A 14,607-nucleotide genomic window follows, 5' to 3' on the forward strand; every position below is an offset into this window, starting at 1 on the left:
GCAGCCGGACGCGGGAGCGGCAAGCGCGTTCGGCACGGCGGTCCCCGGCGGGGCCGGGTCAGCAGCCCTCGATGATCTCCCGCACCTCGGCGGTGACGGTCCAGTGGTCCTCGTGGACCCGCAGGAACCGGCTGGCCCACTCCAGCGCCTCGGCCTTGTCCTTGGCCTGGACGATGGAGTAGCCGCCGACGACCTCCTTGGTCTCGGTGAAGGGCCCGTCGGTCGAGCTGAGCTTCCCGCCGGACCAGGTGACCCGGGTGCCCTCGGAGGTGGCGGCGAGCCCGCCGTTGTCCAGCATGACCCCGGCCTTGGTGATCTCCTCCAGCAGCTCGCCCATCCGCTTCTGGAGTTCGGGGCTGGGGCCGCCCTCGGGGACGTTCTTCTCGTCGATACGGATCAGCGTCAGGAAGCGCGGCATGGTCACTCCTCGGTCGTACGGCGGGCTTTCCCCGCCTCTCACCCGTGCGTCGATCGGGAGACCGCCGGATCGACAGGTCCGCCGGATTTTCTTCGGAGAATTTTTCCGGCGGCGCCGCACCGGCGTCCGGCGACACCGCACCTTATCCGTACAGGCGTACGGAATCGGCTACCGTTCGGCCCATGACGACTGCTGTGGTCTCTCCGAAGACGGCGTCCGAGGCGGCGGGTGTGGGCGCTCTGCTGCGCGAGTGGCGGCTGCGGCGCCGGGTCAGCCAGCTCGATCTGGCCCTGCGCGCCGACTCCTCCGCCCGGCACATCAGCTTCGTCGAGACCGGCCGCTCCCGGCCCAGCCGGGAGATGGTGCTGCGCCTGGCCGAGCACCTGGACGTACCCGTACGGGACCGCAACGTCCTGCTGGTCGCCGCCGGTTACGCGCCCGGCTTCCCCGAGACACCGCTGAACGACCCGTCGATGGACGCGCTGCGCGGCGGCGTGGAACGGCTGCTGGCCGTCTACGAGCCGTTCCCGGCGCTGGTCGTGGACGGTACGTACCACGTCGTCGCCGCGAACCGCGGCATCCAGGCGCTGATCGCGGGCGTCGGGGCGGAGCTGCTGGAGCCGCCGCTGAACGCCATGCGCATCACCCTGCACCCGGCCGGCCTCGCTCCCCGTATCCGCAACTTCCTGGAGTGGCGGGAGCACCTGCTCACGCAGATGCAGCGGCAGTTGGCCGTGGTGCGCTCGGCGCCGCTGCGCGCGCTGTTCGAGGAGGTGAGCGGCTATCCGCTGCCCGCGGGCGGCCGGGAGACCGCCGCGGACGGCGGCCACGCGCCGTACGCCCTGCCGATGGTGATCGAACACGACGGCCGGGTGCTGTCGTTCATCTCCACCATCGCCACCTTCAACACCCCGATGGACGTGACCGTCTCCGAACTCGCCCTGGAGACCTTCCTTCCGGCGGATCAGGAGACGGCCGACCATCTGCGGACGTGGCTGCCGTAGCGGCCACGCCGGCGCCGGTTCAGGCGGTGGGTACGCGGTCCAGGAAGCCGGATACGGAGCGGATCCGGCCGTCCGCGGCGAGCGTCGCGACATCGAACCCGGCGACCGGGGCCGAGCCGTCCGGCGCCACCAGCTCCCAGCCGAACCGGACCAGGTCGTGGTGCCCGTCCGGCTCGCCCAGCGGCCGGAACACGAAGCCGGGGAACTGCGCGTGGGTCGCGGCGATGACGGCGGCGAGCTGCTCGTGCCCGGCGACGTCGGAGAACGGGTCGGTGTACGTGGCGTCCTCGGTGAACGCCGCGGCGACGGCCCCGGCCGCACCGTCCCCGCTCGCGTTCCATGCCGCGAGGTACCGCGCGACCGCGTCCGCGTAGCGCTCCGTGCCGGTCTGCCGCGTCTTGGTCTGTGCCATGGCCGACTCCTCGAATCTCGTCAAATGGTGCGGGTCCGCGGTGCGTCGCGGGCCCGCGTTCGGGCCGGTCGGCGGGCCGGAGTGCGCCGGCCCGCCGGCCGATGCCCCAAAGATGCCGGGGCGCGGGGAAAGGCGCGATTACGTGCGGGGTAATGGGGCGCCTGACGACCACCGGATATTCGCTGGTGGTGGCGGTCAACCGCGGCCTACGCTGCGCCGGTCACGCGGTGGCCGGTAACGAGAGACGAGGAAGCGGTTGTTGGAGCGGCAGCACACGGATCCGGCGGATTTCTACACCGGTATCGTCGCGGAGTCCTACGCCCCGTTGAAGACCTTCTCCTACGATCCGGAGATCTACGCGGCCTTCGTACGTGAGGCGGGCGGCCCGGCGCTGGAACTGGGCTGCGGAGACGGTGACCCGCTGCTCGCCCTGCGCCGGGACGGTCTGGACGTCGAAGGCGTCGACTCCTCCGCGGACATGCTGGAGCGCTGCCGTCGCCGGGCCGACGCTGCGGGCGTCTCCGTCACCGTCCACCACCAGCGGATGGAAGCGCTCAGCCTGCCGCGCCGGTTCCGGGCGGTCTTTCTGGCCGGGCCGACCTTCAACCTGCTGCCGGACGACGCGGCCGCGGCCGCCGCGCTCCACGGCATCCGCCGCCATCTGACCGACGGCGGTTCCGCGCTGATCCCGCTGCACGTCCCCTCCCCCACCCCCGCCGGGAAGGTGGGCCGGGTCCGCACGGCCGTCGCCGACGACGGCGCCGAGATGCGCTTCTCCATCGTCTCCGAGGAGCGCGACGAGACCGCGCGGACCCAGACCGCCGTGCTGCGCTACGAGCGGCACGGCGCCGGTGAGCCCACGGTCGTGGAGCGTCCGTGGCTGCTGCACTGGTACCCCCGCCCGGTGTTCGAGGAGCTGGCCGCGGCGGCCGGGCTGGCCACGGTGTCGGTCACGGACGCGGACGGCCGCGCCGCCGCGGACGACGCGACGGACATGGTCTTCCGGCTGCGGGCCGCATGAGCGTCACCGGCCGAGCAGCGCCGCCAGCGTCCGCTTGACGGCAGTGTCCGGATCGGCCGGGAGAGCGTCCGCGCGCCAGGCCACGAAGTGGTCGGGGCGGACGAGTACGGCGCCTTCGGGGGCGAGCCCCGGCAGGGTGCCGGCCGGGACCCGGTGTGCGGTCAGGGTGATGCCGAAGGCGGCGGCCGCCTCCGTGGCGGCGGGGAGCCAGGGCTCACCCTGCGGCCCGGCCATCAGGGCCCAGTCCGCGGCGACGAGGTCGTGGGTGGAGGTCCGGCCGTCGTTGGCGTGCTCCGGGTGGCCCGGGTGCTCCAGCGTGCGGTGCGGGAGCCGGTGGCCCGGGTGTACGTGGTCGGAGAGGGTGCCCGGGGCGGGCCCGGAGTCGCCGTCGGGCGGGACGATAGCCCCGGACGGGTACGCGTAGCGCATCATCGCCCGTACGTAGTCCCGCGCCGCCCGCGCGTACAGCTCGTTCGGGTCGGCCCCGCCGAGGGTCCGGTACCCCAGGTGCATGCCGCGGGAGAGGGCGAGGGAGGCCCGTACCGCGGCGCGACGCTCCGGCTCGTACGTGTCCAGCAGCCGTTCCCCGGCCTGTCCGCGCAGGACCGCGGCGAGTTTCCAGGCGAGGTTGTGGCCGTCCTGGATACCGGTGTTCATCCCGAGGCCGCCGGCCGAACTCTGTACGTGCGCGGAGTCCCCGGCGAGGAAGACCCGGCCGTCCCGGAAGGACGAGGCCGCGCCGACGGCCGCTTCCCAGGCGTTCACCGTCACCAGGTCGATGGGCAGGTCCGGGTCGCAGATGGCGGTCCGCAGCAGGGCCAGGGCGCGGTCGGCGGGCAGGGGCGCGATGCCGTCCGTGTCGTCGGGGCGGTCCGGGTAGTCCATGAGGTGGGAAACCCACTGGTCGCGGCCGTTCATGGAGAAGACCGTCGCGTAGAGGTCCGCGGTGCGTATGAAGCATATGAGGTCGCGCCGGCCGTCCGCCCCGGCCGGGAGGACGGCGCGGTAGAAGGCGGTGTGCAGCCGGGCGACCACCTCGCGGTCGGGCATGGTGATGCCGAGCAGGCGGCGTACGGTGCTGTGCGCGCCGTCGGCGCCGATCACGTAGTCCGCGGCGATGTCGTACTCCTCGCCGCTGCCGCTGTCGGCGAGCCGCACCCGTACGCCGTCCGCGCCCTGTTCGAGGGCGGTCACGCCGAGGCCGGACCGCGCGTCACCGCCGCGCCGCAGCAGTTCGTCCAGCGCCAGCCGCTGCACCTGGAGATGGTTGAGCACCAGCCGGCTGTCGACCGGGCTGCAGGCCCGCAGCCAGCGGACATACGGCTCGGGCGGCGCCACCCGCTGCCGTACGGTGCCCAGCGCGCTGTCCTTGAACACCGCCTGGAAGGGCTCGGCCCCGTACCAGCCCGTCCGTTCGACGGCGTCCCCGAGGCCCGCCGACCGGAGCAGTTCCAGCGTGCGGATGCTGCTCATCGCCCTGGGCGGGCCGGTGAGCGGGTCCCGCTTGTCGACGACGAGCGCGGGCACGCCCCACCGTGCCAGGAACATCGCGGTGACCAGGCCGACCGGGCCGCCCCCGGCCACCAGCACCGGCACCCTGCGGGGGAGCGGCCGCTCCCCCGTCGTTTCCCGTATGCGCACAGCACACCGTCCTTCCCCCGGCCCGGTCCGTCGCCGGGCCCGATCCGCCCAGCCTGGACGCTCAAGTCGGCTTGAGCGCAAGATGGTTCCGTGCTGCCCGGCGACGAGGACGACCAGCTGTATCCGATCAGCGAAGTGGCCCGCTGCTTCGGCCTGTCGGTGGCCACGCTGCGGTACTACGACCAGCTGGGGCTGCTGCCGCCCGCCGGACGCCGCGGGAACGTACGGCACTACGGCCGGCGCGAACTGCGGCGGCTCGCGCTGATCCAGCACCTCCACCACGGCGGCATGCTGAGCCTCGCGGACACCGCCGCCGCGCTCGGCGAGCGCGGCCCGGACGGGGTGCTGCGCCCGCCGGGGCGGGCGGTGCTGACCGGCACCATCCAGCGGATCGAAGCGCGCATGGCGGACCTCCAGGCCGCCCAGCGGCGCCTCGCCCACCTGCTGACCTGCCCGAAGAACGATCCGGTACGGGAGTGCACCCACCTGCGCGCGGAACTGGACCGGAATGTGACGGAGGCGCTGGGGCGGTGACGGGGGGTCATGGATCCCCACTGATTATTGACCGGTCGGTCTCGAAAGCCTAGGGTTCCCTCATGGCACGGACCAAGGCATTCGATCCGGACGCCGCCCTCCAGGCAGCCCTCGAACTGTTCTGGCGGCGCGGCTACGAAGCGACCTCGATGGCCGACCTCGTCGACCATCTCGGCATCGCCCGCGCCAGCATCTACGCGACCTTCGGCAGCAAGCACGACCTCTACCTCAAGGCCCTGGAGCGCTACAGCCGGCTCTCGGACCCGGGACTCATCGAGGAACTGTCACAGCCGGGGCCCGCCCTGCCCGCCGTACGGGCGCTGGTACACCGGTTCGCGGAGGAGGCCGCCTGCGACGACCTGGGGCGCGGCTGCTTCGTGACGAACACGGCCGCGGAGCTGGCCGCGCACGACCGGCACGCCGCCCGGCAGGTCGAGGCGAGCTGGACCGTACTGGAAACGGCGCTGACCTCGGCGCTGACGCGGGCACGGGCCCAGGGCGAGCTGCCCGCCGACCGCGACCCGCGGGCGCTGGCCCGGATGCTGCTCGTCCTGATGCAGGGGCTGCGCCTGATGGGCAAGTCGGGCCAGGAACCGGGGCGGCTCCGCGACGCGGCGGAACAGGCGCTGGCGCTGCTGGACTGAGGGCGCGGGTGGGTTGACCGGGGGCCGGACTCCGGGGCCTCCTCCGCGCCTCCGCACGCCTCGATTCGAGACTGATCGTTCTCGATAGAAGGCGCCCGCGAGCACAGCACGCACCACGCACCACGCACCACAAACACGATCACCGCACGAGTACGACCACGACATCACCACGAGCACGACCCGAGAAGGGACCACCCCCCATGACCACCGCCCCCACCCCCGCACGCTTCGCCGGAAAGTCGGTCCTGGTCACCGGCGGCGGCACCGGTATCGGCCGGGCGGTCGCCCTCGCGTTCGCCGGCGAAGGCGCGAACGTCGTGGTCGCCGGGCGTACCGAGGAGACGCTGAAGGAGACGGTCGCCCTGGTGGAGGCCGCGGGCGGCCGGGCGGCGGCCGTCACCGCCGACGTGACCCGGGGCGCTGACGTGGCCGCGCTGGTCGAGGAGACGGTGCGCCGCTTCGGCGGGCTGCATGTGGCGGTCAACAACGTCGGGGTGTTCGTGCCCCCGGCGCCCACCGCCGACATCCCCGAGGAGGACTGGCGGCGTGCCCTGGACACCAACCTCACCGGCACGTTCCTGTCGATGAAGCACGAGATCGCCCATATGCGGGCGCACGGCGGCGGCGCGATCGTGAACATCGCGTCCAATCTGGGCGCCTCGCTGCGCCGCCCCGGGATCAGCGCGTACGTCGCGGCCAAGGCCGCGGTGAGCGCCCTGACCCGGAACGCCGCGCTCGACCACATCAAGGACGGCGTACGCATCAACGCGGTCTCGCCCGGCAAGGTCGACACGTCCATGTCGACGCTGCCGGGCGAGACCGCGGAGCTGAAGGCCGAGCGGATGCGGCGCGAGGTGCCCGTAGGGCGCTCGGCCGCGACCGCCGAGATCGCGGCGGCGGTGCTCTACCTGTCGTCCGACGAGGCGGCGTTCACCGTGGGCGCCGAGCTGGTGGTGGACGGCGGGGTCACCGCCTGATCCTCCCCGGCCGCCCGGCCGCGGACCGTGCGGCGGGCGGCCATCCAGGCGTAGACGAGGATGCCGGCGAACAGGAACAGCACGCCCTGGTAGATGGCCGCGTATCCGGCGCCGGCGACCAGCCAGAAGGTGAAGCCGAAGGCGACCACGGCGAGCACCATGTCGCGGGCGAAGCGGGCCGGGCGGACCTGGTCGCGGCGTCCGGTGAGCAGGAAGTAGATCTGGGCGCCGGCGGCGAGCAGATACGGCACGGTCGCGGAGAACGTCGTGATCAGTACGAGGATCTCGAAGACGCCGCCCGCGCCGATCAGGTAGTTGATCACGGTCAGGGCGGTGGCCAGCACCGAGGCGGCCAGCACGCCGAAGGTCGGCACACCGCGCTGCTTCTTCAGGAAGGCGGCCGGGAACAGGCCGTCCTTGGCGGCGGCGTACGGCGACTGGGCGCTCATCAGCGTCCAGCCGTTCAGCGCGCCGACGATGGAGATGACCGCGGCGACCGCGATGACGGTGCCGCCCCACTGGCCGCCGAACATGGCGTTGACCGCGTCGGAGAACGGCGCCTTGGAGTCCACCAGCTTGTCGTGGGCGACCGTGCCGAAGACCGAGACCGTGCCGAGCAGGTAGACGACGGCGGCGCCGATGGTGCCGAGGACGGTGGCGCGGCCCACGTTGCGCTCCGGGTCGCGCACCTCGCCCGCGCTCATCGCCGCGGATTCCACGCCGACGTAGCTGTAGAGCAGGATGGCCGCCGCGGCCGACATGCCGCCGATCGCGCTGCCGCCGCCCTCGTGGAACGAGCCGAGCTTGTCCGGGTCGAAGAAGAACAGTCCGACGACCGCGATGAACAGCAGCGGGACGAACTTCAGGACCGTGGAGACCAGCTGGACGGCGCCCACATAGCGCGTCCCGGCGAAGTTGGAGAGCGCCGGGAGCCAGAGCGCGACCAGTGCCACCAGCAGGTCGGTGCCCTTGGAGTCATGGCCGGGGAAGAGCACATGGACATAGCCGACGGCGGCGACCGCGAGGGCCGCGTTGCTCACCCAGGTCATGGTCCAGTACGACCAGGCCGACAGGAAGCCGGCGAAGTCGCCGAACGCCTCGCGGGCGTAGACGTACGGGCCGCCGGTGTCCGGGTGGCGCTCGGCCAGCCGCCCGAAGACCAGGGCCAGCGCGATGGCGCCGACGGTCAGGACACCGAAGGCGACCAGGCTCACGGTGCCGAACGGGGCCACCGAGGCGGGCAGCAGGAAGATACCGCCGCCGATGATGTTGCCCATCACTAGGCAGGTTGCGGTCCCCAGACCGAAACGGCGGGTGTGCCGGTCGTGCATGGCAGGGTGGGCCTCTCGTCGTGCTGTGCGGGCCCGGAGTTGCCGGGCGACTGCATATGGTCTTCGACCTGCGACGTTGCACAAAATCAGCGGGTTTTGTCCCGCACGGTGCCGTCGGCGGGCGGAAATACTTCGGGCCGGGGGCCTTCCGGCCGCAGTTCGTCCGCCGGGCCCCCGAGGGGTATCTGCGGCCCGTCCACCTCGCGCAGCCAGCGCCGCAGGACCGCGTGGACCTGCTCCGCCCCGGCCGGCTCCCGCCCGTCGGCGGCCGGCGGGGACAGTTCGGCGGGCCACAGCAGGAAGGGGCGGCTCTGCTCGCCGCCCAGTCCGCCGTGCGAGCCGATCTGCTCCTCGAAGGCGTGCACCGCGCCCGTCCGCGGGTCGCAGGCGGAGTTGACCATGATGTCGGCGGCGTGCGGGAAGCCGTCCGTGCGCCGCACGGCCTCCGCCGCGCCCGCACCGAACCCGGCGAGGGGGTCGCGGCCCACGATCCGGCCGCTGTCGAGGTGGTGTTCGGCGCCGTCCGGCCCGAGCACCACGGCGCCGTGCGCGGCGGAGCGTACGAGCAGGAAGCCGATGCCCGGGTGGTTGGCGAGGGTGGGCAGCAGCGCCGGGTGGCGGCGGTCGATCTCCTCGCGCGTCACCCGTCCGGGCAGGTCGGGGAAGGACACCAGGCCGAGATTCCCGGAGGCGAGCACGACGGGGTCGGAGGTGCCGCAGCCGTCCCTGCCCTCCGGGCGGTGCAGTGCGGCGCGGGCCGCCTCGCGCGCCTCCGCGCCGCTCGCGGACCGCCCGGCGCGCCGGGACACCGGCAGACCGCAGCCCGCGCGCACCAGGTCCTCCAGCCCGAGTCCGTAGGTCTCCAGGAAGGTCGGTCCCGGGCTCTGGCCGTGGTCGGAGAGCAGCACGATCCGGTAGCGGCGGGGGGCGTACTGCGCGGCGTCGGCGATCAGGCCGACGGCACGGTCCAGGCGGCGCAGGACCTGGTGGGTGTCCCGGTGCCGGGGGCCGGAGTGGTGCGCGACCTCGTCGTACGCGACGAGGTCGGCGTAGACGGCCGTGCGGCCCGCGAGCAGGTCGCCGATCACGGCGGCGACCACGACGTCACGCTCGACGACGGTCGCGAAGGCCCGGATGAAGGGGTAGAGGCCGCCGCGCTTCACCCGCGGGCGCTCCCCTCGGATGCGGGAGCGCAGGGACTGGCCCGTCTCCCGGACGACCTCGGCGGCGAAGGAGACGGCCGTGCGGGTCGCGTTGGCCGGGTCGGAGAAGTACGCGAAATAGCCGGCGCGGGAGCGGTTGTGCCGGCCGCGGCGGGCGGCCACCGACATCACGAGCGCGAGCTGGTCGGCGCCGCCGCTGAAGAGGTTGCCGCGACTGGCGCCGTCGTAGCTCAGCAGCCCGGCGTCGCCCGTGCGGGCCACGGCGCGGCGCTGGAGCTCGGCCGCGCTGCTGGGCCGGTTGCTGACGATCAGCCGGCCGGTCTCCTTTTCGTACCACCGGAAGGCGGGCAGGTCGTGGTTGGTGCCGTGCAGCAGGGCGAGCTGGCTGGCGCCGGTCTGGCTGGACCAGTCCGTACGCCACGGGGTCAGCCGGTGGGTGCTGCGGAGCCAACCCGCGACCGTGCCCATCAGGGGCCGCTCGCCGGCCGTCGCCTCGCGCAGTACGTCGTGGCCCAGGCCGTCGAGCTGGAGGAAGACCGTGCCGGGCGCGACGGGGCCCACATCGCCGGGGGCGCCGCGGCGGCGGCCGTGCCGGCGTCCGGCCAGCCGCACCAGGCGTCTTCGGTACGCGTCGTCGTCGCGCACCGCGAGGAAGGTGGAGGTGGCGGAGGAGGTCGCGGACATCACGGCGGCCACGATCACCGCGGTCTCGGGCGCTGCCTGGCCGCCCTCGGGGATCAGGCCGAGGGCGACCAGCAGCAGGGAGCCGTTCAGGAAGAAGACCAGCAGCCCGAGGACGAGGGCCGGCACCAGCAGCAGGGCCCGGACGAGCAGCGGCCACACCAGGGCGCCGAGCAGGCCGAAGGCGCCGGCGCCGAGCGCGGCGGTGAGGAAGGTCCGGGTGATGCTCTCACCGCTCGCGGACTGGAGGCGGAAGTCGGGGAGCACGGCGGCGAGCAGGAGCAGCGTCAGCGAGGACACCGCCCAGACCGCGGTCACCCGCAGCAGGGCGCCACCCGCCGTCCGCCACCGGGGCCGTCGCATCCGCGCTCACCTCGCTCCCGCCGCCCGTCACGCTCGGACACCCGCACCGGGCATCACGCCTACAGCGTGTCACAGCCCACTGACAGTCCGGCCGGGCGGCGGGTCCGGCCGGGCGACCGGGCGGGGCGCCCGTGTCCCGCGGCTTCCGGCCCGGTCAGCCGCGCCCCGCGAACGGCACCTGCGCCTCGGCCGCCTCCGCCGGTTCCCCCTCCCCCGGCCACCGCCACAGCCCCGCCTCCGCCAGCCGCGGCAGCACGCCCTCCCCGAACCAGTACGCCTCCTCGACGTGCGGATGCCCGGAGAGGACGAATTCCTCGATGCCGAGGCGGTGGTACTCGGCAATCCGCTCGGCCACCTCGGCGTGGCTGCCGACCAGGGCGGTGCCCGCGCCGCCCCGTACCAGGCCGATGCCCGCCCAGAGGTTGGGCGCGACCTCCAGCCCGTCCGTGCTGCCGCCGTGCAGCGCCAGCATCCGCCGCTGCCCCTCGGACTCGCTGCGCGCCAGCCCCTCCTGTACGGCGCGCACCGTCTCCGGCGAGAATCCCGCCAGCAGGCGGCGTGCCTCGGCCCACGCGTCGTCGGCGGTGTCCCGGGTGATCACGTGCAGCCGGATGCCGAAGCGCACCGTGCGCCCGGCGTCGGCGGCCAGCTTCCGTATCCAGGTGATCTTCTCGGCCACCTGCTCGGGCGGCTCTCCCCAGGTCAGGTACACATCGCTGAAGCGGGCGGCGACCTCGCCCGCCGCCGCCGAGGACCCGCCGAAGTAGACCGGCGGTACGGGGTCGGGGACACGGGCCAGCCGTGCCTGTTCGACGCGCAGGTGCTCCCCGTCGAAGTCGACCGTCCTCCCCTGCCACAGGTCCCGCACGATGCTCAGGAATTCGCCGGTACGGGCGTAGCGCGCGTCCTTGTCGAGGAAGTCGCCGTACGCACGCTGCTCGTGGCTCTCGCCTCCGGTGACGACGTTCAGAAGCAGCCGCCCCGGAGCGTGCCGCTGGAAGGTGGCCGCCATCTGGGCGGCGAGGGTGGGCGCGATGACGCCGGGCCGGAAGGCGACCAGGAATTTCAGGCGCTCGGTCTCCCGGGCGAGCATCGCCGTGGTGAGCCAGGCGTCCTCGCACCAGGCGCCGGTCGGGGTCAGCGCGCCCTCGAAGCCGAGTTGTTCGGCGGCGCGGGCGATCTGGGTGAGGTAGCCGAGGGTGGCGGGGCGCTGGCCGCCCGCCGCGCCGGCGGGCAGGCCGTGGCCGCCGCCGACGACGTGCCGGCTGTCGCCGTAGGTCGGCAGGAACCAGTGGAACGTGAGGCTCACGAGGTCTCCGGAAGCAAAGGAGGAAGGGGAACAGTGAAAAGGGGTGTCAGAGGAGGCCGTGCCGGGGTGGCCGGGTGCCGTTGAGGACGTACCGGCCGAGGTGCTGCACCTTCCAGCGCGCCGGGTCGTGCAGCGTGTGGGTCCGCGCGTCGCGCCAGTGCCGGTGCAGGTTGAGCCCGTCCAGCGCGGCCCGGGTGCCGGCCACTTCGAACAGGGCGCTGCCCGTCTCCACCGCCGTCTCCCCCGCGTACGCCTTCGCCGCGGCGACCGCGATCGACGCCTCGGCGGCGGTGTCGTCGGTGAGGCGGCCGGTGGCGGCGTCCACGGCGCGGGCCGCGGCCTCCAGGAGGGCCTGCGCGGCCCGGACCCGCAGTTCCAGTTCGCCGAAGCGCTGCACGAGCAGCGGGTCCTCGGCCGCCGTCGCGAAGCCGCTCTCGAACCACGGCCGGCTCTGCGTACGGACGAACTCCGCCGCTTCGGTCAGCGCTCCGCGGGCGATGCCGGTGTCGATGGCGGTGTGCAGCAACTGGGCGATTGCACCGTGCAGTTGCGGGCCCTCGAAGGTGAGGTGGTGCGGGACGACGCGGTCGGCCGGTACGGTGACCGCTTCCAGCCGGACGGTGCCGCTGGCGGTGGTGCGCTGCCCCATGCCGTCCCAGTCGTCGACGACGGTGACGCCGGGCGCGTCGCGCGGTACGTACGCGACGTGCAGTTTGTCCCCGGCGCCGCGGGCCAGCACCGGAATCCAGTCGGCGAACAGGGCGCCCGTGGAGTAGTGCTTGGTTCCGGTCAGGACGTAGCCGTCCTCGGTGGGCTCCAGGCGGGTGCGGATGTCCTGGACGTGCCGGGTGCCGGCCTCAGACTGCGCGTTGCCGAAGCGGCGCCCGGCCAGCACCTCGCGGAAGAAGAACTCCCGCTGCCGGGAACTTCCCTGGGCACGCAGCACGTTGATGTACACGAAGTGGCTCTGCGGGATCTGCGCGAGGCTCGGGTCGGCTGTGGCGAGCAGCCGGAAGACCTCGGCCAGGGTCGCAGCCGAGACCTCGGCGCCGCCGTGGGCGCGCGGCACGGTGATCCCGAGCAGGCCGCTGGCCGAGAGCCGGTCGAGTTCGCGGCGCGGCAGCCGCCGCCGCGCGTCGCGTTCCGCCGCGCCGGGGCGGAAGGCGTCGGCCAGTTCGGCCGCGACGGCGCGTGCTTCGGCGTCGTCGGCGATGACGTGGGCCGTATCGGTCCGGGGCGTGGCGGGTCCGGTGGTGGTGGTCATGTGCGTACCCCTGCCGTCTCAGCTCGCGGCAGCGAGCAGCGGGGCTCGGCCGAGGGCGCCGGAGAACTGGTCGAGGACCTGGTGAAGGGCTTCGGCGGTGCCCTGCTCGATGCCGAGCGTGCCGTCTTCGCGCACGTCGAGCTGCCGGTCCAGGACGAACCAGCCCTGGACGATGTGCGCGGCGCCCATGGAGGAGAGCACCGGCCGCAGCGCGTAGTCGATGGCCAGGACGTGCGCCGTGGTACCGCCGGTGGCCAGCGGCAGCACGGTCTTGCCCGCCAGCGCGTACTGGGGCAGCAGATCGAGCAGCGACTTGAGGATCCCCGAGTAGGCGGCCTTGTAGACGGGAGTGCCGATGACCACGCCGTCGGCCCGCGCGAACAGCTCGGTGGCGGCGACGATGTCGGGGTGCTGGAAGTCGGCGCCGAGCAGCGCGTCGGCGGACAGCGTACGGACGTCGAGTTCGACGACGCGGTGGCCTTCGGCGGTGAGCCGGGCGTCCAGGTGGCGCAGCAGGCGGGCGGTGCGGGAGGTGGCGGAGGGGCTTCCGGAGACGGACAGGACGGTGGGCATGGCGGTCACCTCGGGGGTCGGTGAGAGCGGGAAGGGCGGTCAGGAGTACCAAGTGGGGGTGGGCAGTTCGCCGATGAGGACATGGCGGCCGACTTCCCGCCTCTTGTACGCCACCGGGTCATGAAGGGTGTGCGTGCGCACATTGCGCCAGAAGCGGTCCAGGCCCTCGGCCGTGGCGGTGGAGCGGGCGCCGGTAGCCTCGAAGATCCGGCTGGTGACCTCCAGGGCCACGTCGGTGGCGTGCGCCTTGGCCGCGGCGACGCGTACCTCGAACTCGCCGCGGTCCCGCTCGGTCACCGCGTCGGGGTCGTCGTGCAGCCGCTGGCCCTCCTCGGCGACCCGGTCGGCGAACGCCTGGGCCGCCCACAGGCGGGTGGTCAGGTCGCCGTAGATGTCGATGATGTACGGCTCGTCCACGGCCCGGTCGTGGCCGCCGTGCAGCCAGGGGCGGGTGGTGTTGCGGGTGTAGCCCGCCGCCGTCTCCAGGGCGCCCGCGGCGATCCCCAGGTAGAAGTTGACGAACACCAGCTGGATGGTGGGCACGTTGAGGGTGTTGTAGACGCGCGGCCGGAACGTCTTGTCGACATAGCCCGCCGCGCTCCCCCAGCCCACGCGGACGTTGTCGAGGGTCACGCCGCCGCTCTCGGTGAGCCGCTGGCCGATGTTGTCCCAGTCGTCGTGGAAGGCCAGCCCCTCGCTGTCGGAGGGCACGATGGCGAAGACATGATCGTCGGTGCCCTCCAGGACGCCTTCGAGCACGGTGACGTCGGAGACCTTGCTCCCGGTGGAGAAGGACTTGCGGCCGCTGAAGGCCAGCGTGTCGCCCTCGTCCCGTACGACCACGTCGGCGTCGCGCGGGTTGACGGCGCCGCCGAAGAACCACCGGTTGCGCGCCGCCTCGGCCTCGACGTGCTCCCACTGCTCGCGGGTGCCGACCAGGCGGGCCGCCCAGTTCCACAGGTAGTGGTAGCCGAGCAGCTGCGCGATCGAGCCGTCGGCCTTGGCGACTTCGCGTACGACCTGGTAGGCGGTGGTCCAGCGCTGTCCGCCGCCTCCGTGTGCGGCCGGGCCGAGCAGGGTGACCAGGCCGGAGTCCTTCAGGAGTTGCACCTCGGCGTACGGGGTGGCGCCGGCCCGGTCGCGGGCGGCGGCGTCGGTGGCGAGGATCGCGGCGACCTCGGTGGCGCGGGCTATCCATGCGTCCGCGTCGGTGGGGGCGGGCCGGGACTGCCAGGTGGTGGGGGCCACGGCGCTCATAAGGCTCTCCTTCGT

The 14,607-nt window shown here is 73.3% G+C and carries 14 protein-coding genes; 5 read left to right on the plus strand and 9 right to left on the minus strand.

Annotated elements, in window-relative coordinates; translation table 11 throughout:
- Nucleotides 1-58: 58 nt before the first annotated feature.
- Entirely contained in the window at nt 59-418 is a 360-nt protein-coding gene (locus tag CP984_RS06770; RefSeq protein ID WP_003985393.1) for a YciI family protein, read from the minus strand.
- A 182-nt stretch (nt 419-600) separates the two neighbouring features.
- Between CP984_RS06770 and CP984_RS06775 the strand changes: the two genes are divergently transcribed.
- A complete protein-coding gene (locus CP984_RS06775) occupies nt 601-1,422 on the plus strand; it encodes a helix-turn-helix domain-containing protein (protein ID WP_030185633.1) in 822 nt (273 codons plus the stop codon).
- Nucleotides 1,423-1,441: 19 nt separating this feature from the next.
- Here the strand turns inward: CP984_RS06775 and CP984_RS06780 are convergent, their stop codons facing one another.
- Nucleotides 1,442-1,834, minus strand: coding sequence for a nuclear transport factor 2 family protein (locus CP984_RS06780; RefSeq protein WP_003985391.1), 393 nt, complete (start codon nt 1,832-1,834; stop codon nt 1,442-1,444).
- A gap of 259 nt (nt 1,835-2,093) precedes the next feature.
- Here CP984_RS06780 and CP984_RS06785 point away from each other — a divergent pair, with 259 nt between their 5' ends.
- On the plus strand, nt 2,094-2,855 hold the full coding sequence (locus CP984_RS06785) for a class I SAM-dependent methyltransferase (RefSeq protein ID WP_003985390.1): 762 nt from the start codon (nt 2,094-2,096) through the stop codon (nt 2,853-2,855).
- A gap of 3 nt (nt 2,856-2,858) precedes the next feature.
- Here CP984_RS06785 and CP984_RS06790 read toward each other — a convergent pair whose 3' ends face one another.
- Complete coding sequence (locus tag CP984_RS06790) at nt 2,859-4,496, minus strand: FAD-dependent monooxygenase (RefSeq protein WP_226048625.1); 1,638 nt, start codon at nt 4,494-4,496, stop codon at nt 2,859-2,861.
- A 90-nt stretch (nt 4,497-4,586) separates the two neighbouring features.
- Here CP984_RS06790 and CP984_RS06795 point away from each other — a divergent pair, with 90 nt between their 5' ends.
- The 3 genes from CP984_RS06795 to CP984_RS06805 all read left to right on the plus strand — a co-directional run bounded on the left by CP984_RS06795 (nt 4,587) and on the right by CP984_RS06805 (nt 6,651).
- Nucleotides 4,587-5,030 (plus strand): helix-turn-helix domain-containing protein, encoded by a 444-nt coding sequence (locus CP984_RS06795; RefSeq protein WP_003985388.1) that lies wholly within the window; start codon nt 4,587-4,589, stop codon nt 5,028-5,030.
- 62 nt (nt 5,031-5,092) lie between these two features.
- Nucleotides 5,093-5,674: a TetR/AcrR family transcriptional regulator gene (locus tag CP984_RS06800; RefSeq protein WP_003985387.1), complete on the plus strand. Its 582-nt coding sequence runs from the start codon at nt 5,093-5,095 to the stop codon at nt 5,672-5,674.
- Between the two features lie 200 nt (nt 5,675-5,874).
- Entirely contained in the window at nt 5,875-6,651 is a 777-nt protein-coding gene (locus CP984_RS06805) for an SDR family NAD(P)-dependent oxidoreductase (RefSeq protein ID WP_003985386.1), read from the plus strand.
- Here CP984_RS06805 and CP984_RS06810 read toward each other — a convergent pair.
- The 6 genes from CP984_RS06810 to CP984_RS06835 all read right to left on the minus strand — a co-directional run bounded on the left by CP984_RS06810 (nt 6,579) and on the right by CP984_RS06835 (nt 14,592).
- Nucleotides 6,579-7,982 (minus strand): amino acid permease, encoded by a 1,404-nt coding sequence (locus CP984_RS06810; protein WP_032915130.1) that lies wholly within the window; start codon nt 7,980-7,982, stop codon nt 6,579-6,581. The two genes, CP984_RS06805 and CP984_RS06810, sit on opposite strands and share 73 nt — an antisense overlap.
- An 86-nt stretch (nt 7,983-8,068) precedes the next feature.
- The gene (locus tag CP984_RS06815) at nt 8,069-10,189 is read right to left on the minus strand and encodes a phage holin family protein (protein ID WP_003985384.1); all 2,121 of its coding nucleotides are present in this window, start codon (nt 10,187-10,189) and stop codon (nt 8,069-8,071) included.
- A gap of 154 nt (nt 10,190-10,343) precedes the next feature.
- Complete coding sequence (locus tag CP984_RS06820) at nt 10,344-11,498, minus strand: LLM class flavin-dependent oxidoreductase (RefSeq protein ID WP_003985383.1); 1,155 nt, start codon at nt 11,496-11,498, stop codon at nt 10,344-10,346.
- Between the two features lie 46 nt (nt 11,499-11,544).
- Nucleotides 11,545-12,762, minus strand: a complete 1,218-nt coding sequence (locus tag CP984_RS06825; RefSeq protein WP_003985382.1) for an SfnB family sulfur acquisition oxidoreductase — start codon at nt 12,760-12,762, stop codon at nt 11,545-11,547.
- Nucleotides 12,763-12,780: 18 nt separating this feature from the next.
- Nucleotides 12,781-13,335 (minus strand): NADPH-dependent FMN reductase, encoded by a 555-nt coding sequence (gene ssuE / locus CP984_RS06830; RefSeq protein ID WP_003985381.1) that lies wholly within the window; start codon nt 13,333-13,335, stop codon nt 12,781-12,783.
- A gap of 39 nt (nt 13,336-13,374) precedes the next feature.
- Nucleotides 13,375-14,592 carry an acyl-CoA dehydrogenase family protein gene (locus CP984_RS06835; RefSeq protein WP_003985380.1) on the minus strand — a complete coding sequence of 406 codons (1,218 nt, stop codon included), beginning with the start codon at nt 14,590-14,592 and terminating at the stop codon, nt 13,375-13,377.
- Nucleotides 14,593-14,607 lie beyond the last annotated feature (15 nt).

The sequence above is a fragment of the Streptomyces rimosus genome (assembly GCF_008704655.1).
Taxonomy (GTDB): Bacteria; Actinomycetota; Actinomycetes; order Streptomycetales; family Streptomycetaceae; genus Streptomyces; species Streptomyces rimosus.